The 18621-nt window shown below is 62.4% G+C and carries 15 protein-coding genes and 1 pseudogene; 11 read left to right on the forward strand and 5 right to left on the reverse strand.

From position 1 onward, the window contains the following. Window positions 1-126, forward strand: a pseudogene (locus ACFO3A_RS09815) (IS481 family transposase); the annotation flags it as partial. 233 nt (window positions 127-359) lie between these two features. On the opposite strand, the gene ACFO3A_RS09820 reads toward ACFO3A_RS09815, so the two are convergent. After that, complete coding sequence (locus ACFO3A_RS09820; protein ID WP_377725971.1) at window positions 360-1112, reverse strand: class I SAM-dependent methyltransferase; 753 nt, start codon at window positions 1110-1112, stop codon at window positions 360-362. A 152-nt stretch (window positions 1113-1264) separates the two neighbouring features. Between ACFO3A_RS09820 and ACFO3A_RS09825 the strand changes: the two genes are divergently transcribed. The 4 genes from ACFO3A_RS09825 (at window position 1265) to ACFO3A_RS09840 (ending at window position 5650) form a co-directional block, all read left to right on the forward strand. Further along, on the forward strand, window positions 1265-2518 hold the full coding sequence (locus ACFO3A_RS09825; RefSeq protein WP_377725972.1) for an NADH:flavin oxidoreductase/NADH oxidase family protein: 1254 nt from the start codon (window positions 1265-1267) through the stop codon (window positions 2516-2518). Window positions 2519-2635: 117 nt separating this feature from the next. Next, the gene (locus tag ACFO3A_RS09830; protein WP_377725973.1) at window positions 2636-3799 is read left to right on the forward strand and encodes an NAD(P)/FAD-dependent oxidoreductase; all 1164 of its coding nucleotides are present in this window, start codon (window positions 2636-2638) and stop codon (window positions 3797-3799) included. 53 nt (window positions 3800-3852) lie between these two features. Next, on the forward strand, window positions 3853-4914 hold the full coding sequence (locus ACFO3A_RS09835; RefSeq protein ID WP_377725974.1) for a YkvI family membrane protein: 1062 nt from the start codon (window positions 3853-3855) through the stop codon (window positions 4912-4914). Window positions 4915-4990: 76 nt separating this feature from the next. After that, window positions 4991-5650, forward strand: coding sequence for a helix-turn-helix domain-containing protein (locus ACFO3A_RS09840; protein ID WP_377725975.1), 660 nt, complete (start codon window positions 4991-4993; stop codon window positions 5648-5650). A gap of 61 nt (window positions 5651-5711) precedes the next feature. Here the strand turns inward: ACFO3A_RS09840 and trpB are convergent, their stop codons facing one another. Then, window positions 5712-6929 carry a tryptophan synthase subunit beta gene (gene trpB / locus ACFO3A_RS09845; RefSeq protein ID WP_377725977.1) on the reverse strand — a complete coding sequence of 406 codons (1218 nt, stop codon included), beginning with the start codon at window positions 6927-6929 and terminating at the stop codon, window positions 5712-5714. A gap of 266 nt (window positions 6930-7195) precedes the next feature. On the opposite strand from trpB, the gene ACFO3A_RS09850 reads away from it, so the two are divergent. From ACFO3A_RS09850 to ACFO3A_RS09875, 6 genes are all read left to right on the forward strand, one after another. Then, a complete protein-coding gene (locus tag ACFO3A_RS09850) occupies window positions 7196-8422 on the forward strand; it encodes a thiamine pyrophosphate-dependent enzyme (protein ID WP_377725979.1) in 1227 nt (408 codons plus the stop codon). A gap of 12 nt (window positions 8423-8434) precedes the next feature. Beyond that, complete coding sequence (locus ACFO3A_RS09855; RefSeq protein ID WP_377726218.1) at window positions 8435-9487, forward strand: alpha-ketoacid dehydrogenase subunit beta; 1053 nt, start codon at window positions 8435-8437, stop codon at window positions 9485-9487. 2 nt (window positions 9488-9489) lie between these two features. Further along, entirely contained in the window at window positions 9490-10824 is a 1335-nt protein-coding gene (locus ACFO3A_RS09860) for a dihydrolipoamide acetyltransferase family protein (RefSeq protein ID WP_377725980.1), read from the forward strand. Between the two features lie 16 nt (window positions 10825-10840). Next, window positions 10841-12250: a dihydrolipoyl dehydrogenase gene (gene lpdA, locus ACFO3A_RS09865; protein WP_377725982.1), complete on the forward strand. Its 1410-nt coding sequence runs from the start codon at window positions 10841-10843 to the stop codon at window positions 12248-12250. A 119-nt stretch (window positions 12251-12369) separates the two neighbouring features. Continuing rightward, a complete protein-coding gene (locus ACFO3A_RS09870; protein ID WP_377725983.1) occupies window positions 12370-12876 on the forward strand; it encodes a retropepsin-like aspartic protease family protein in 507 nt (168 codons plus the stop codon). A gap of 62 nt (window positions 12877-12938) precedes the next feature. Further along, entirely contained in the window at window positions 12939-14672 is a 1734-nt protein-coding gene (locus ACFO3A_RS09875) for a DUF262 domain-containing protein (RefSeq protein ID WP_377725985.1), read from the forward strand. Between the two features lie 84 nt (window positions 14673-14756). Here the strand turns inward: ACFO3A_RS09875 and mmsB are convergent, their stop codons facing one another. The 3 genes from mmsB to ACFO3A_RS09890 all read right to left on the reverse strand — a co-directional run bounded on the left by mmsB (window position 14757) and on the right by ACFO3A_RS09890 (window position 18558). After that, the gene (gene mmsB, locus ACFO3A_RS09880; RefSeq protein WP_377725987.1) at window positions 14757-15653 is read right to left on the reverse strand and encodes a 3-hydroxyisobutyrate dehydrogenase; all 897 of its coding nucleotides are present in this window, start codon (window positions 15651-15653) and stop codon (window positions 14757-14759) included. A gap of 134 nt (window positions 15654-15787) precedes the next feature. Next, window positions 15788-16954: an acyl-CoA dehydrogenase family protein gene (locus ACFO3A_RS09885; protein ID WP_377725988.1), complete on the reverse strand. Its 1167-nt coding sequence runs from the start codon at window positions 16952-16954 to the stop codon at window positions 15788-15790. 104 nt (window positions 16955-17058) lie between these two features. Beyond that, entirely contained in the window at window positions 17059-18558 is a 1500-nt protein-coding gene (locus ACFO3A_RS09890; RefSeq protein ID WP_377725990.1) for a CoA-acylating methylmalonate-semialdehyde dehydrogenase, read from the reverse strand. Between the last annotated feature and the right edge of the window lie 63 nt (window positions 18559-18621).

An 18621-nucleotide genomic window follows, 5' to 3' on the forward strand; every position in this document is an offset into this window, starting at 1 on the left:
TTCGGCCGCCGACTCAAGACGCTCAAGGGCCTGACACCTTACGAATTCATCTGCAAGCAGTGGACAGATGAGCCCGAACGCTTCACGATCAATCCTATCCATCAAATGCCGGGACTGAACATCTAAGCACCGACTGACACTTGTCCCACAGAAACACCGTACAGGCTGTAAAGTCTGGCGGTGTTTCCTTTTTGATAGCTTTTTCCGCTGACAGACAAATGATTTCAGGTGTTTTTATTTCATAAATCGTTTATTTTTTAGCGGAAGAAGCTCTATTTTTATTTTGTCACTGCGGCGCTGACGAACATCTGTTTGGCGTGGTGCAAACCCGAGCTGCAAAGTGGGGAGCGTGATGTGGTTCACAGAATGCTCCAGCGAAGGTGGATGGGCCAAGCGATGGCACGGTGGCAGGCCGGGTTGCCCCAAAGTTCAGCAAGGTCGGCGGCGAAGTGGTGCAGCAGGTTTTCGCGCCCGGCCTCGCGGGCCTGGCGCACGGCCGACCAGGTGGAGACATAGCCCAGCAGCGCGGGCAAATCCCACTCTTTGCGGATTTCCAGCGCGGGGGCAGCCTGCTCCCGGAAAGGAAAGGGCAGGTCGGCGTAGCCGCTGTCCACCCGCTTGCGTTCGGCGGGCCAGTAGGGGCCGATCTCCTGCGTGTAGAAGTGCTGGAAGCGTGCGTGCAGCGCATCGTCGTCCAGGCGCAGCACGCCGTAGCTGACCAGGGCCAGCACCGCGCCGCTTTGGCCGATGCGGCGGGCTTCGGCGTAGAAGCGCGGCAGGTCGAACCAGTGCGCGGCCTGGGCGGCGGTGATCAGGCTGGCGCTGCCCGGGGCAACGGGCAAGTGTTCTGCCGGGGCGCAGGCATAGGCCACGCGCGGATGGGCGTTGGCGTGGGCGATCTGTTCGCGGCTGGGGTCAAGGCCGAGTACCTGCTGGAAGTGTTCGGCCAACTGGGCGGTCAGCTGGCCGTTGCCGCAGCCTACGTCCACCGCCAGGGCGGTATTGGGCGCCTGGGCGGCCAGCCAGCGGGCCAGCTCTGGCGGGTATTCGGGGCGGAAACGGGCGTAGGCCGCGCCCCCTTGGTCGAACCAGTTGCGGGTGTCATGCGCCATGGGGTCGCTCCTGTGTGTTGAGTCCGTGGGCATTTTCTTGTCTGGGGTGCCGGTGCCCAGAGGCTGGCAAATAAAAAGTGCAAAAACCGCTTGACCTTCAAGTTAAGTTCAATCTTATCGTGTGCCTATCGCAAACATTATTGGAGGATTGCATGGCGCACGATCTGGCATGGCCCACCCCTTTTTCACCGCTGACCTTGCCCAACGGGGCGGTCCTTCCCAATCGCTTGGCGAAAGCTGCCATGGAGGAAAACATGGCGGATGCCGACCATGCGCCTTCGCTCGCGCTGATCCGGCTGTACCGCACCTGGGCGGAGGGCGGGGCGGGCCTGCTCATTACCGGCAACGTGATGGTCGATCGCCGCGCCATGACCGGGCCGGGCGGGGTGGTGCTGGAGTCGGACGTGTTTGGCGAGCGCTTTGCCGCCTGGGCGCAGGCTGCACGTTCTCAGGGGGCGCAGGCGTGGGTGCAGCTCAACCACCCGGGGCGGCAGATGCCGGCGGGGCTGGGGCAGGAAACCTGGGCGCCTTCGGCCGTGGCGCTGGAGTTGGGCAATTTCTCCAAGCAGTTCGCCCTGCCCCGGGAGATGACCGAGGCGGACATCCAGGCGGTGAAGGAGCGCTTTGTCCGCTCGGCGCTGCTGGCGGAAAAGTTCGGCTTTACCGGAGTGCAGATTCACGCGGCGCATGGCTATCTGCTCAGTCAGTTTCTGTCGCCCCTGACCAACCAGCGCCGGGATGCCTGGGGCGGCACGCTGGCCAACCGGGCGCGGCTGCTGGTGGAGATCGTGCAGGGCGTGCGGGCCGCAGTGCAGCCGGGATTTGCGGTGGCCGTCAAGCTCAATTCGGCGGACTTCCAGCGTGGCGGCTTCAGCGCCGACGATGCCCGGCAGGTGGTGGCGCTGCTCAACCCGCTGGGCGTGGATGTGGTCGAACTGTCCGGCGGCAGCTACGAAGCCCCTGCCATGCACGGCCAGGCCCGCGACGGGCGTACCCTGGCGCGGGAAGCCTACTTTCTGGAATTTGCCCGGGACATCGCCGCCGTGGCGCAGATGCCGCTGATGGTGACGGGCGGCATCCGCCGTTATCCGGTGGCCGCGCAGGTGGTGGACAGCGGCATTGCCCTGGTGGGTATGGCGACCGCGCTGGCCGTCGAGCCGCGCTTGCCCCAGGTGTGGCGCAGCGACCCGGCCATTGCGCCTGCGCTGCGGCCCATCACGTTCAAGAACAAGGTGCTGGCCTCGGTGGCGTACATGGCGATGGTCAAGCACCAGTTGCACCGCCTGAGCCTGGGACGGGTCGCCAATCCGCAGGTACACCCTGGCCTGGCGTTGCTGGAACAAGAGTGGGACAACCGCCTGAAGAACCGGCGCTACCGCCACTGGATGCGGCGGAAGCTGAGGTGATGCCGGCGTTGCAGCCTTGTAACGCGGCCTGGCTTGGTACAAACCCCAATTCCTGAAGGCTTGCCGAAAAATTTTCCTATCGGATAATTTTCTTATCGGAAAATTTTTGGAGTGGGTATGCAGCAGGACATTTGGGATTTTGTCGTAGTGGGCGCCGGCATGGCCGGGGCGTCGGTGGCCTACCGGCTGGCGCAGGCCGGGGCATCGGTGCTGGTGCTGGAGGGCGAGGCCCAGCCCGGCTACCACAGCACGGGCCGGTCGGCGGCGCTGTTTATGGAAAGTTATGGCACGCCGCAAATCCGTGCCCTGACACGCGCCAGCCGGGCCTTTTACCTGGAGCCGCCCGCCGGTTTTTGCCGCCACGCCCTGGTGCAGCCGCGCGGCACGCTGTACGTGGCGCGGGCCGGACAAGAGGCGCTGCTGGACCAGGCGCTGGCCACCTACCAGGCCGAGGGGCTGCGTGCCCGGCGCATCAGTGCGGACGAGGCGCTGGCCCTGGTGCCCTGCCTGAAGGCAGAGGAACTGGTGGGCGCGGTGCATGACCTGGATGCGATGGACATCGACGTGGCCGAGCTGCACCAGGGCTTTTTGCGCGGCATGGTCCAGGCCGGGGCCAGCCTGCGCTGCAATGCCGCGCTGCTCCAGGCCCGCAGGGAGGTCGGGGAGGAAGGGCAGTCGCTCTGGGTGCTGGGCCTGCGCGATGGCAGCCAGGTGCGGGGCCGTGCCGTGGTGAATGCCGCCGGAGCCTGGGCCGATACCGTGGCCGATATGTGCGGCGTGCGCCCGCTGGGCATTCAGCCCAAGCGGCGCACGGCGTTCACCTTTGCGCCGCCGCAGGGGGTGTCCATCCAGTCCTGGCCGGCGGTCATCGGGGTGGACGAGAGCTTTTATTTCAAGCCCGACGCAGGCCAGTTGCTGGGGTCGCCGGCCAATGCCGACCCCGTGCCGCCGCACGACGTGGTGGCCGAGGAGCTGGACGTGGCCACCGGCATCTACCACATCGAGGAATGGAGCAACCTGCGCATACGCCGCCCCAGCCACGTCTGGGCAGGGCTGCGCAGCTTTGCGCCCGACGGTGATTTCGTCATCGGCTGGGACAGCGGCTGCCCGGGCTTTTTCTGGCTGGCCGGGCAGGGCGGTTACGGCATCCAGACGGCCGCCGGGGCATCGGCCACGGCCAGTGCCTTGCTGCTGGGCCAGCCGCTGCCGCCGGAACTGGTGGCGCAGGGCGTGGAGCCGGCCCGGCTCAGTCCGGCGCGGCTGGCGGGAGGGCAGGGCTGATGCCGCAGCCGCTGGCATCAGGTCGGTCAAAGAGATAAATCAGGAGACAGAAAATGCGTGCATTCAAGGAAGTGAGCAAGATCGCCGGGGCTTTCGTCGGCGTCATCGTCGGGGCGGGCTTTGCCTCGGGGCAGGAGCTGCTGCAGTTCTTCGCGGCTTTTGGCCGCGTCGGCCTGTGGGGCGCGTTGGTGGCCGGGCTGGCCTTCGTGTTCCTGTCGATGGTGTTTTCCACCATGGGCCAGACAATGCGGGCCAGTTCGCACAAGGAAGTGGTGCAGGCCCTGCTGGGGCGGCACCTGGGCTGGGTGTTCGACGTGTTGATCACCTTCTTCCTGTTCGCCATCACGGTGGTGATGCTGGCCGGTGCGGGGGCCTTGCTGCAACAGTGGCTGGGCCTGCCGGTGGTCTGGGGCAGCGTTCTGGCCACGGTGGCAACCGTACTCATCGTTTCCCTGGACGTGGGCCGCGTGATCGCGTTCATCGGGGCCGTCACCCCGCTGCTGATGCTGATGACGGTGGTCGTTGCCGCCTACGTGCTTGCCACGCCCCACGCCGATGCCGTGGCGCTGGAGGCAGCCGCGACGCAGCAGGCCAAGGGGGCCAGCCATTGGCTGGTGGCCGCATTCCTGTACGTGTCCTACAACGTGGTCGCCGGGATGCCGTTCCTGGTGATCATGGGCGGGCAGGCCAGCTCGCGCCGCACGGCGCTGTGGGGCGGGGTGCTTGGCGGCCTGCTGCTGGGACTGTTGATGCTGGCGATTGCCGCTGCCATGTATTGGCGCATGGACACCCTGGGCGGCGTGCCCATGCCCATGCTGGCCCTGGCGACGCAAATCTCGCCCTGGCTGGGGCACCTGATGTCGCTGGTCATCTTCGGCATGATTTTGAACACTGCCGTCGGCATGCTGTATGCCTTCATGGCCCGCATTTTGCCGGCCAATACACCCCGCTTTCGCTGGGGCAGCGGGGTGGCGGGTGCGGCCGCGCTGGGTGGCAGCTTCGTCGGCTTCATCACCCTGGTGGGGGTGGTCTATCCCATCTACGGCTACATCGGCTTTGCGCTGATGGGGTGTGCCTTCATCGGCTGGCTGCGCATGGGCAGGACGGCCAAATAGGGGGCCGAAACTGCGAAAATGGCCGCCTTTGCCCCGTGCCCTTTTCGCCCATAAGTTGCCCATGAGCCGCCCTGTGATGTCTGACCTGCCCGCCACGCTGACCCCTGAACAAATACTGGCTGCAGTATTGCCGGGCGTGGCTGCGGCAGGGGGGGAGGAAGCACAGCCGGTGGGCAAGTGCGAGGTGGGCGCCAAGCTGCGCCGCGCCCGCAAGGCGCAGGGGCTGACCTTGCAGCAGCTGGCCGCCCAGAGCGGGTTGGCCGTGTCCACCATCTCCAAGGCCGAGCGCGGACAGATCGCCTTGAGCTACGAAAAAATGCTCAAGCTGGGCAACGCGCTGGAGATCGACCTGACCCGGCTGTTCATGGTCGGCGATGCGCCTGTCGCCGCCGCCGGGGAGCGGCCCACGGTGGTCAAGGACCGCTTTGCCGACGTGCAGCACTACGAAACCGGGCAATATGCCTACAGCGTGCTGTGCGGCGCGTATCCGGCCAAGAAGATGCAGCCGCTGATGGCCGTGATCCACGCCCGCGAGGCCGCCGACTTTGCCGAAACTATCCGCCACCCGGGCCAGGAGTTCGTGATGGTGCTGGAGGGCGCCGTGCGCATCCTGTTTGAAAACGGCCAGTCCATCGAACTGGCCCGGCACGAGGCGGCGTATTTCGACAGCGGCATCGGCCATGTCTACGTCAGCCTGAGCGAGCAGCCCGCGCAGGTGCTGTCCGTGTGCTGCTGACCTGCCGATGCCATCGGGCCGCCAGCAGCGGCCCGGGGTGGCCGGCAGACGGCAGTGTGGTTTACAGCCCCAGCTTTTCTGCCACGTAGTCGGCGTCTTTATCTCCCCGGCCCGAGAGGTTCACCAGGATGTGGCAATCGGCGGGCAGCGTTGGCGCCACGCGCATGGCCCAGGCCACGGCGTGGGCGCTTTCCAGCGCGGGGATGATGCCTTCCACGCGCGACAGCTGCATGAAGGCGTTGAGCGTTTCCTGGTCGTCCGCCGTTTCGTATTGCACGCGGCCCAGGTCTTTCAGGTAGCTGTGCTGCGGGCCGATGCCGGGGTAGTCCAGGCCCGAGGCGATGCTGTGTACGGCAGCGGGCACGCCGGGCGCCTCTTCCAGCACGTAGCACTTCATGCCGTGGATTTCGCCGGGCTTGCCCATGGTCAGGGTGGCGGCGTGGCGGCCAGCCTTGTTCGTGCCTTCGCCGGCAGGCTCCACCCCCACCAGCTTGACGCTGGCGTCGTTCAGGAAGGCGGTGAACATGCCGATGGCGTTGCTGCCGCCGCCCACGCAGGCGGTGACGTAATCGGGCAGGCGGCCATGCCGGGCCTGGAATTGCTCGCGGGCCTCGCGCCCGATGATGCTCTGGAAGTCGCGCACCATCATCGGGAAGGGGTGGGGGCCGACCACCGAGCCGATGGCGTAGATGTAGTCCGTGGGGTTGGAGAGGTATTCCTCGAACGCGCTGTCCACCGCTTCCTTGAGCGTGGCCGCGCCGCGCGTCACGGGCACCAGCTTGCAGCCCAGGATGCGCATCTTGGTGACGTTGGGGTGTTCTTTCTCGATATCGACCTGGCCCATGTGGATTTCGCAGGGAATGCCCACCAGGGCGCAGGCCGTAGCCAGGGCCACGCCGTGCTGGCCGGCGCCGGTTTCGGCGATCACCTTTTTCTTGCCCATGAATTTGGCCAGCAGCGCCTCGCCCAGGCAGTGGTTGATTTTGTGCGCCCCGGTGTGGTTGAGGTCTTCGCGCTTCAGGTGGATTTGCGCCCCGCCCAGCTGCTGCGACAGGCGCTTGGCGTGAAAGATGGGGCTGGGCCGGCCCACGTAGTCGGCAAACAGTTGCGCCAGCTCGTCCTGGAAATCCTGGCGCTGGGTGATTTCGGCGTAGGCCGCGTTGATGGCGTCCATGGCCTGCTTCAAATGCGGGGGCACGAGCTGGCCGCCGTAGGGGCCGAAGAAGCCTTGCGCATCGGGCATGGCGGCAAAAGTGGGCAGGGGAGCAGCGGCGTTCATGGTTTGTCTCGGGGTTGGTTGTTAAGAAGTAGAGCTGTTAGCGCTTGGTGGATAAGGGTTCGGCGCCGATTTTGTTTAAAAACTGCGATCGTGCAATGGTAATTGTGCAGTTTGGCAACTCAGGGGAAACCAGATAGCCATTACCAGTGGTTTTTATTGACAATCATCGCCACTGGCGTGGCCAGTATTGCCAAAGTGCTGTGCCACAAGTGCCGTGCTTTGGTGGCTATTCAAACGCACGTAACCCGTGCAAGGAGATTCAACCTATGACAGCGTTACGGCTGCACGTGCCCGAGCCTACCGGCAGACCGGGCGGAAAAACCGATTTTTCCTACCTCATGGTTTCGCCAGCAGGCGTCACCCGCAAACCCCCCACCGATACCCCCGCTGCAGACACTGCCGATCTGGCGACCAGTCTGGTGCGAGTGCTGGACGACGATGGCAAGGCGCAAGGCCCCTGGGCCCCGGCCATCCATCCCGAGCGCTTGCGCCGTGGCCTGCGTGCCATGATGAAGACGCGCATCTTCGATGCCCGCATGGTGCTGGCCCAGCGCCAGAAAAAGCTGTCGTTCTACATGCAGTGCCTGGGGGAAGAAGCCATTACGGTGGCGCAGGCGCAGGCGCTGCAGGAGGGGGACATGCACTTTCCCACCTACCGCCAGCAGGGGCTGCTGCTCTCGCGCGACGACATTTCCATGGTCGAGCTGATGTGCCAGCTCATGAGCAACGTGCGCGACCCGAACAAGGGCCGCCAGCTGCCGGTGATGTATTCGTACAAACGGGCCGGGTTTTTCTCGATCTCCGGCAACCTGGCCACCCAGGTGCCCCAGGCGGTGGGCTGGGCCATGGCCTCGGCCATCAAGGGCGATACCAAGATCGCCTCGGCCTGGATCGGCGACGGTTCCACGGCCGAGTCGGACTTCCACACCGCGCTGACCTTTGCCCACGTGTACAAGGCGCCCGTCATCGTGAACGTGGTGAACAACCAGTGGGCCATCTCCAGCTTCCAGTCGATTGCCGGGGGCGAGGGCACCACCTTTGCCCAGCGCGGCGTGGGCGTGGGCATTGCCTCGCTGCGCGTGGATGGCAACGACTTCCTGGCCGTGTACGCCGCCTCGCAATGGGCGGCAGAGCGTGCCCGCACGAATAACGGCCCGACGCTGATCGAGTGGGAAACCTACCGCGCCGGGCCGCATTCCACTTCGGACGACCCGAGCAAGTACCGCCCGGCGGACGACTGGAAGCACTTCCCCCTGGGCGACCCGATCGAGCGCCTGAAGCAACACCTCATCGTGATTGGCGAGTGGAGCGAGGAGCAGCACCAGCAGGCCCAGCAGGAGCTGGAAGCCGAAGTGCTGGCGGCGCAGAAAGAGGCCGAGAGCTACGGCAGCCTGCTCGATGGCCGCGTGCCCAGCGCCGCGACCATTTTTGACGATGTCTACAAAGAAATGCCGGAGCATCTGCGCCGGCAGCGCCAGCAGATGGGGGTGTAAGCCATGAGCGAAATGACCAGCAATGCCGCCGCCCCGCAAGAGGCGCAGGCGGCTTCTTCCATGACCATGATCCAGGCGCTGCGCTCGGGTCTGGACGTGATGATGGCCAAGGACGACAACGTCATCGTCTACGGCGAGGACGTGGGCTACTTCGGCGGCGTGTTCCGCGTGACCGAGGGGCTACAGAAAAAATACGGCAAAACGCGCTGCTTCGATGCGCCAATCTCTGAGGCCGGCATCGTCGGCACCGCCATCGGCATGGCCGCCTACGGCCTGCGCCCGGCGGTGGAAATCCAGTTTGCCGACTACGTGTACCCGGCGTACGACCAGATCGTCTCCGAGCTGGCCCGTTTGCGCCACCGTTCGGCAGGCGACTTTTTTGCGCCCATCACCATCCGCATGCCTTGCGGCGGCGGTATCTACGGCGGGCAAACGCACAGCCAAAGCCCCGAGGCCGTGTTCACCCACGTGAGCGGCCTGCGCACCGTCATGCCCAGCAATCCGATCGACGCCAAGGGGCTGCTGATTGCCGCGATGGAGTGCGACGACCCGGTGATCTTCCTGGAACCCAAGCGTCTCTATAACGGCCCGTTCGACGGCCACCACGACCGGCCTGTGCAGCCCTGGAACAAGCACGAGCTGGGCAAGGTGCCCGAAGGCTATTACACCGTGCCGCTGGACAAGGCGGCCATCTTCCGCCCCGGCAAGGCGGTCACCGTGCTGGCCTACGGCACCATGGTCTGGGTGGCCGAGTGCGCCGCCCGCGAAACCGGCATCGATGCCGAGGTGATCGACCTGCGCAGCCTGTGGCCGCTGGACCTGGACACCATCGTCGAATCGGTCAAGAAAACCGGCCGCTGCGTGGTGGTGCATGAGGCCACGCGCACCAGCGGCTTTGGCGCCGAGCTGGTGGCCCTGGTGCAAGAGCATTGCTTCTACCACCTGGAAGCCCCGATCGAGCGTGTGACCGGGTGGGATACCCCCTATCCGCACGCCCAGGAGTGGGCTTATTTCCCTGGCCCCGCCCGCGTGGGTGCGGCCTTGCAACGCGCAGTGGAGGCATAAAAATGGGTATTTACGTCATTCGCGTGCCCGATATTGGCGAGGGCATTGCCGAGGTGGAACTGGTGGCCTGGCATGTGGCGCTGGGTGAGAGCGTCAAGGAAGACCAGCCCGTGGCCGATGTCATGACCGACAAGGCCACGGTGGAAATCCCCTGCCACGTTCACGGCAAGGTGATTGCCCTGGGCGCCGCCGTGGGGCAGATGATTTCGGTCGGTGCAGAGCTGATACGCCTGGAAGTCGAGGGCGAAGGCAATGTGAAGGAAGACGCAGCAACGGCTGCACCGGTTGCAACGGCCCCTGCACATGCTGCACAAACAGTAGCTGCTACTGCTCAACCAGAGGTTAAATCAGAGGTAAAACATTCTGAAAACCCTGTAAAACCAGCGGAACAAGCTCCTAAAAAGCAATCGACACCGCCCAATCGTTCTGTGGCCCGTGCCCCTGCGGCCCAGGCCCGCAAGGAAGGCGAGCGCCCGCTGGCCTCGCCCTCGGTGCGCCGCCGCGCCCTGGACATGGGGGTGGACTTGCGCCTGGTGCATGGCAGCGGCCCGGCCGGGCAGATCTCCCACGCCGATCTGGACGCCTTTGCCGCCGGCCACGGCCAGATCGTTGGTGGCCATCCGCAGTATGTGGAGCGCCACGGCGAGGAAGCCATTCCCGTCATCGGCCTGCGCCGCAAGATCGCGCAGAAGATGCAGGAGGCCAAGCGCCGCATTCCGCACTTCAGCTATGTCGAGGAAGTGGATGTGACCGAGCTGGAGGCGCTGCGCCAGCAGCTCAACAAGCTGCACGGCGCCACGCGCGGCAAGCTCACGCTGCTGCCGTTTTTGGCCCGCGCGATGGTGCTGGCGCTGCGCCAGTTTCCGCAGATCAACGCGCGCTACGACGACGATGCCGGGGTGGTCACGCGCTTTGAAGCCGTCCACCTGGGCGTTGCCGCGCAGACCGACGGCGGCCTGATGGTGCCCGTGCTGCGCCATGCCGAAAGCCTGGATCTGTGGGCCAGCGCTGCCGGCATCGCCCGCGTGGCCGATGGCGCGAAAACCGGCAAGCTGCCGCGCGAGGAGCTGACCGGCTCCACCATCACCCTGACCAGCCTGGGGGCGCTGGGCGGCATCGTCAGCACCCCGGTGATCAACCACCCGGAAGTGGCCATCGTCGGCGTGAACCGCATGGTCGAGCGCCCCATGCTGAAAAACGGCCAGGTCGTGGCACGGCAACTGATGAACTTGTCCTCGTCCTTCGACCACCGCGTGGTCGATGGCATGGATGCGGCGCAATTCATCCAGGCCATCCGCGCCCTGCTGGAAACCCCGGCACTGCTGTTTGTCGATTAACCGGGAGGGTAAGAATATGAAAGAAATTTCCACCAAACTGCTCGTCATCGGCGGCGGCCCCGGCGGCTACGTGGCCGCCATCCGCGCCGGGCAACTGGGCATCCCCACCGTGCTGGCCGAAGGCGCCAGCCTGGGCGGCACGTGCCTGAACATCGGCTGCATCCCGTCCAAGGCACTGATCCATGCGGCGCAGGAGTTCGAGCACGCCCGCCAGTTCGGCGCGGGCACCTCGCCCCTGGGCATCAAGGTGGTCAATCCGCAGATCGACATCCAGCAAACCGTGCGCTGGAAGGATGGCATCGTCGCTCGCCTGTCCGGCGGCGTCGGGGCGCTGCTGCGCAAGGCCGGCGTGCAGGTGCAGCGCGGTTGGGCGCAGATCGAGGATGGCAAAACCGCCCTCATTACTCCGCACGACGGCAGCGAGCCGGTGCGCGTGCATTGCGAGCATCTGCTGCTGGCCACGGGTTCCGAGCCGGTGCCGCTGCCTTCCATGCCTTTTGGCGGAAACGGCGGGGCCATCTGGTCGTCCACCGATGCGCTCTCGCCCGACGTGCTGCCCAAGCGGCTGGTCGTCGTCGGCGCGGGCTACATCGGCCTGGAGCTGGGCATGGCCTACCGCAAGCTGGGCGTGGAAGTCACCGTGGTCGAAGCCGCCCAGCGCGTGCTGCCCAGCTATGACGAAGAGCTGACCCAGCCCGTGCTGGAAGCGCTCAAGCGCAGCGGCGTGGTGCTGCACCTGGGTTGCAGCGTGGCCGGCTACGACGCCCAGCAGGGCGTGCATGTGCGCAATGCCCGGGCCGACGAGTTCGCCCTGCCGGCCGAGCGCGTGCTGGTCGCCGTGGGCCGCCGCCCGCGCACCCAGGGCTTCGGCCTGGAAGGGCTGCAACTGGACATGGCCGGGCGCTTTGTGGCGGTGGACGACCATTGCCGTACCTCCATGCGCAACGTCTGGGCCATCGGCGACGTGACGGGCGAGCCCATGCTGGCCCACCGCGCCATGGCGCAGGGCGAGTGCGTGGCCGAGCAGATCGCGGGCAAGAACCGGCGTTTCGACCCCATGGCCATTCCTGCCGTGTGCTTTACCGACCCCGAAGTCGTTGTCGTCGGCCAGACCCCGCCGCAGGCGGAAGCTGCGGGCGTGGAAGCCATTACCGCCACCTTCCCCTTCGCGGCCAATGGCCGGGCCATGACGCTGGAAGCCACCGGCGGCTTCGTGCGCGTCGTCGCCCGCAAGAGCGACCACCTCATCCTCGGCTGGCAAGCCGTCGGCCAGGGCGTGGCCGAACTGGTGACGGCTTTTGCCCAATCCCTGGAAATGGGCGCCCGCCTGGAAGACGTGGCCCACACCATCCACGCCCACCCGACTTTGGGCGAAGCGGTGCAGGAAGCGGCGCTCAAAGCGCTGGGGCAGGCGCTGCATATCTGATCTGATGTGCTGAACCCCCAAACAGGCGCTGCGGGAAACCGCAGCGCCTGTTTTTTTGTGGTGCGAGAAGCCGGTATGGATAATGCGCCGACCCACAAATCCAAGCAAAGGTGCCATCTATGAACACACCCAGCCAGACCACCCGCCATGCGGTATGGCGTATGCACGCTGGCATTGCCATCTTCTGGGTGGCGGTGCTGGGCCTGCTGTACCTGGGCATGGAGCGCTATCTGCAACCCTCGGCCGCCGTGGTCACCAGCAGCGGCAGCCTGCAGATCGAGCGGCACCGGGATGGGCATTTCTATGTCGATGGCAGCATCAACGGCCAGCCGGTGCGCTTCATGGTGGATACCGGGGCCACCTACATCGCCGTGACCGATGCCCTGGCCGAACGCGCCGGACTGCACGGCGGTGAAGCGGTGCAATTTGCTACCGCCAACGGCACACGCATGGGGCGGCTGGTGCGTGCCGAGCGCATTACGGCCGGGCCATTGGCAGTGGACAACCTCACGGTGGGCACCGGCTACACCGGCAAGAGCGAGCAGGATGCCCTGCTGGGCCAGAACTTTCTGCGCCAGTTCGACGTACTGATGCGCGGCGATGCGCTGGAGCTGCGGGCGCGGTGAGTCTTATCCCCAAGGGGATGAGGTTTTGATTACGGCAGTATTTTTTTAAAGAAAGAGTTTGAATGTCAAAACTTAATGTGGATCAAAAAACAATTAATGATTTGTTTTCGGATAAAAAGGCTGATTTTTTGATACCAGATTATCAACGGCCATATGCCTGGAATGAAGAACAATGCCAAACTTTATGGGATGATATTTTTTCATTTTGCTTCCCGGATAATAATTATCAAGCATTTGATGAGGATGAAGAATATTTTCTCGGTTCTATTGTTACATTTAAGAATGAAAAAGCCAAGTCCGAAGTCATTGATGGCCAGCAACGGTTGACGACGTTGATGCTTTTGTTACGGGCTTTTTATGATAAATTCGCAAATATGAAGGATACAAATTCGATTTTGACCCGTGATCGAATTGAAAAATGTATTTGGAAAACGGATGCTTTTGGTACAGCCAATAAAGATATTTTAAAGATTGATTCTGAAGTTGCTACGGATGGCGATAAACAAGAGTTTTTGGAGTTGTTGCGGATAGGAGATAAGAATAAAACTGCAAAAAGCCAGTATGTAATGAATTATAGATTTTTCCAAGAGAAAATAGATAGTTTTTTACAGAAATTTCCTAGTTTCTTTCCATATTTACCAGCCAGGATTTTGGGTAACTGTATCTTGCTGCCTATCGAGGCAGAATCACAGGATACGGCATTACGCATTTTTTCAACGCTCAATGATCGCGGGTTGCCATTATCTGATGCAGATATATTCAAGGCGCAATTTTATAAATATTACAGTGCGATTGGGCAAAAAGATGATTTTATTTCAGAGTGGAAGAATTTAGAGGAAATAACGGATTCCGTTTTTAATTCACTCTCTGGGACAGCCATGGATGAGTTGTTTTCGCGCTACATGTATTTTCTGCGGGCGAAAGAAGGGAATAAAAGTTCCACAACAGAGGCTTTGCGCAAATTTTATGAAAAAGAAAAATACAAATACCTGAAGCAGCCACATGCTTTGGATGAATTGAAGGCATTGGCGTTATTCTGGAAAAGTATTGCCGAACAAGATAAAAATAAATTCTCCGATGAAGTTCTTAAGCAATTTTTTGTCTTGAACTATGCGCCTAATAGCATGTGGCAGAATATTACTTCTGTTTATTTTCTGAAAAATAAAAACAAGGATGGTTTGTTGAGTGATAAAGAATTTTGTGCTTTTTTAAGCAAAATAACGGCATTCATATTCTGCTGGGCTATTACCAACCCCGGTGTAAACGCATTGCGTACACCGGTCTATGATGAAATGGTAAACATTGTCAATGACCAGGAAGTGACGTTTGGGAAATATAAATTAAACCTTGCCCAAGCCCGTACTGCATTCGAGAATTATTCATTTACCAATCAAAGAAACATCACGCGTTCCATGTTGACTTGGTATGCATATACATTTGAAAATCAAAAAATTCTTCATTTGACGGATGCTTTGCACCTTGAGCATATTTACTCAAAGAAACGTCAACAAATAGAACAAGGGCTTGCGAATGAAGCTGCTTTGGAGTCGTTGGGAAATAAAGTATTGCTAGAGGCAGCCATTAATATTCGAGCATCTGATTATAAATTTGAAGATAAAAAAGAAATTTATATTGGAAAGCAACGACGTGGTTCTTACAAGGAGCCAAGTTGTATTGTTGAAGTCATAGAAATTGCCTCCAAGTCACACTTTGGGGAAAATGAAATCAATGAGCGAGACAAAGAAATTTTAGATAAATTTTTTGATTTTCTTCATCAAGAAGATTTAATTGCATAACTGGAAAAGAAAAAGCGCTGCAACCCCTGTTGCAGCGCCCATTTTTAAAGGCTGGTTTTGGCGGCGGTGTTCGCCGCAGGCGGCTTACCCCTGTTTTTGCAGCATCTTGATGATGCTGGAGAAGTCCTCCCCGCCATGCCCGCCCAGGCTGTGTGCGGCGTAGAGGGCGCGGGCCAGGCCGCCCAGGGGGGTGCTGGCTTTCACGGCGGTGGCGTGTTCCTGGGCCAGGCCCAGGTCTTTGAGCATCAGGTCGGTGCCGAAGCCGCCGGTGTAGCCGCGCGTGGCGGCGCTGGCTTCCTGTACGCCGGGGTAGGGGTTGTAGACCTCCAGCGCCCAGTTGCCGCCGGAGCTGCGGCGCATGATTTCACTCAGCACCTTGGGGTCGAGGCCGTTGGCCACGCCCAGGGCGATGGCCTCGGAGGTGCCGGCCATCAGGATGCCCAGCAGCATGTTGTTGCAGATTTTGGCGGTCTGGCCTGCGCCGACGGCGCCGGCGTGGAAGATGTTCTTGCCCATTTTTTCCAGTAGCGGACGGGCGCGTTCCAGGTCGGCTTCGCTGCCACCGACCATGAAGGTGAGGGTGCCGGCAATGGCCCCGCCGGTGCCGCCGGAGACGGGGGCGTCGATGAAGGCGATGCCTGCGGCCTGGGCCGCCTGGGCCACTTTCTGGCTGGTGGCGGCGGCGATGGTGGAGCTGTCGATGACCAGCGCCCCTTTGGCGATGCTGGCCAGCAGGCCGTTTTGGCCGTCGCGGCCCAGGAACAGTCCTTCGACGTGCTGGCTGGCGGGCAGCATGGTGACGATGACTTCTGCGCCCTGTGCGGCATCCTGTGCGCTGCCGGCGGCCTGGCCCCCGGCGGCGACGACTTTGGCGATGGCCTCCTGGCTCAGGTCGAAAGCCTTGACGCTGTGCCCGGCTTTGGCGAGGTTGATGGCCATGGGGCCGCCCATGTTGCCCAGGCCGATGAATCCGATTTGCATGGTGGTGTCTCCTGTGGTGGTGGAAGAAATACTTGTTTTTAAATAGCTGTTTCCGGTTGATATATATGGATTTCAGAGTGTTTTATTACTGAAATCCTTATGAATCAAGCGGTAGAAGCTATTCTTTGTGAAAGTCAGCGAATCACGTCCGGCGCATCGCCGTCCAGCATCCGCCGTCCGATGATGACGCGCATGATCTCGTTCGTGCCTTCCAGAATCTGGTGGACACGGGCGTCGCGCAGCAGGCGCTCCAGCGGGTATTCGCGGATGTAGCCGTAGCCGCCGTGCAGTTGCAGCGCGTCGTTGACCACGCCAAAGCCTGCATCGGTGGCAAAGCGCTTGGCCATGGCGCAGTAGGTGCTGGCGTCCGGTGCGCCTGCGTCCAGCTTGCTGGCAGCCAGCCGCACCATGTGCCGTGCGGCGACCAGTTCGGTGGCCATGTCGGCCAGCTTGAATTGCAGCGCCTGGAAGGCGGCCAGCGGTTTGCCGAACTGCTTGCGCTCCTGCATGTAGCGCTGCGCGTGGGTCAGTGCCCCTTGCGCTGCGCCGACCGAGCAGGTGGCGATGTTGATGCGCCCGCCGTCCAGCCCTTTCATGGCAATTTTGAAACCCTCGCCCTCGCGGCCCAGCAGGTGGTTGGCGGGGATGCGCACGTTGTCGAAATTGATGACGCGCGTGGGCTGGCTGTTCCAGCCCATTTTTTCTTCCTTCTTGCCGTAGGTGATGCCGGGGATGTGGGCGGGCACGGCAAAGGCGCTGATGCCGGAGGCGCCCGAGCTGGCATCGCCCGTGCGGGCCATCAGCACCAGCACGTCGGTGCTGCCGGCGCCGCTGATGAAGGCTTTGCTGCCGTTGATGACGTATTCGTTGCCGACCAGTTCCGCCCGGGTCTTGATGCTGGCCGCGTCCGAGCCGCTGCCCGGTTCGGTCAGGCAGTAGCTGGCAAGTTTCTGCCCGCTGGTCAATGCCTCGCCCCATTCGGCCCGCACGGCGTCGGTGGCCCAGGTGCCCAGCATCCAGGTCGCCATGTTGTGGATGGTGATGAAGGCGGTGGTGGAGGGGTCGACGGCGGCCAGTTCCTCGAACACCAGGGTGGCATCCAGCCGGGGCAGTTGCAGGCCGCCGATGCACTCGGGCGCGTACAGGCCGCAAAAGCCCAGCTCGCCCGCCTTGGCGATGGCGTCCACGGGGAAGATGCCCTGGGCATCCCACTCGGCGGCATGGGGGGCCAGCTCGGCCTGGGCGAACTGCCGCGCGGTATCGGCAAAGGCGCGTTGGTCTTCGCTCAGTTCAAAGTCCATGTCGGTCTCCTTTCCTTGTAATTTTGATAGCTGTTTGCGCTTGCCTGATAAGCCAAAACAACGGTTTGAAGCAAAAACGGCCAGCAAGGCTGGCCGCAGGGTGCTTATTTCAGGCTGATGGTGGTGTTCACGCCCTGGCCCAGGGTGCTGTCGTCAAACCAGCGGGCGGTGACGGTCTTGGTCTGCGTGTAGAACAGTACGACCTGCTTGCCGTAGGGGCCGAGGTCGCCCAGTTTGGAGGCGCGGCTGCCGGTGAAGGAGAACAGCGGCACGGGCACGGGCACGGGCACGTTGATGCCGACCTGGCCGACGTCGATCTCTTCCTGGAACTTGCGTGCTGCGCCGCCCGACTGGGTGAAGATGGCGGTGCCGTTGCCGTTGGGGTTGTCGTTGATGAAGGCGATGGCTTCGTCCAGCGTGGCGGCTTCGACCACGCACAGCACGGGGCCGAAGATTTCCTGGTCATAGACGCTCATGCCGGGTTTCACGCCGCTGAAGATGGTCGGGCCGACGAAGTTGCCCTTTTCGTAGCCGGGCACGGTGGGCTTGCGGCCATCGAGTACCAGCTTGGCGCCGTCGGCAATGCCGCGTTCGATCAGGCCTTCGATGCGGTTCAGGGCGCTGCACGAGATGACGGGGCCAAGATCGGTGCCCGGCTCGGTGCCGCCGCTGATCTTGAGGGATTTGGCCTTCTCGATCAGGTCGGGCAGCCATTTTTGGGCTTCGCCCACCAGCATGACCACGGGCAGTGCCATGCAACGCTGGCCGGCTGCGCCGAAGGAGGCGCCAGCGATGGCGTTGAGGGTCTGCTCTTTGTTGGCATCGGGCAGCACGATGGCGTGGTTCTTCGCGCCCATCATGCACTGCACGCGCTTGCCGTTCAGGCTGGCGCGGTTGTAGACATGGGTGCCGACGTGGGTGGAGCCGACGAAGCTGATGGCCTTGATGTCCTTGTGGTCGCAAATGGCGTTCACGGCATCTTCACCGCCGTGAATCACGTTCAGCACCCCGGCAGGAACGCCTGCTTGCAGCGCCAGCTCGCACAGGCGCATGGTGACCATGGGGTCTTGCTCGGAAGGTTTCAGCACGAAGGTGTTGCCGGTGGCAATGGCCATGGGGAACATCCACAGCGGAATCATGGCCGGGAAGTTGAACGGGGTGATGCCTGCGCACACGCCCAGGGGTTGCAGCACCGAATAGGTATCCACCCCGTTGGCCACGTTGTTGGCCAGCTCGCCCAGTTGCAGGTTGCCGATGCTGGCGGCATGTTCCACCACCTCCAGGCCACGGAAAACGTCGCCTTCGGCATCCGGCAGGGTCTTGCCCTGTTCGGCGGTCAGCAGGGCGGCCAGTTCGCCCATGTTTTCGCGGATGAGCTGTTGCAGCTTCAGGAAGACGCGGGCGCGGGCGCCGATGGGGGTTTTCTTCCAGGTCTTGAAAGCTTCCTTGGCGGCAGCCACGGCGGCGTTGATCTCGTCCTGCGTGGCAAAGGGCACGCGGGCCAGCACTTCCTGCGTGGCGGGGTTGACCACATCGCGCCACTGGGTGGTTTTCGATTCAACAAATTCGCCGTTGATCAGCAGCTTGACGGTAGGGATGCTCATGGGGGGATGTCTCCTGGTAAGAAAAAGAGGCCGGTCTTTAGTCGGACTGCTCCCCATGGTAAT

It is taken from the genome of Comamonas nitrativorans, assembly GCF_042654765.1.
GTDB classification, from domain to species: Bacteria; Pseudomonadota; Gammaproteobacteria; order Burkholderiales; family Burkholderiaceae_C; genus Comamonas; species Comamonas nitrativorans.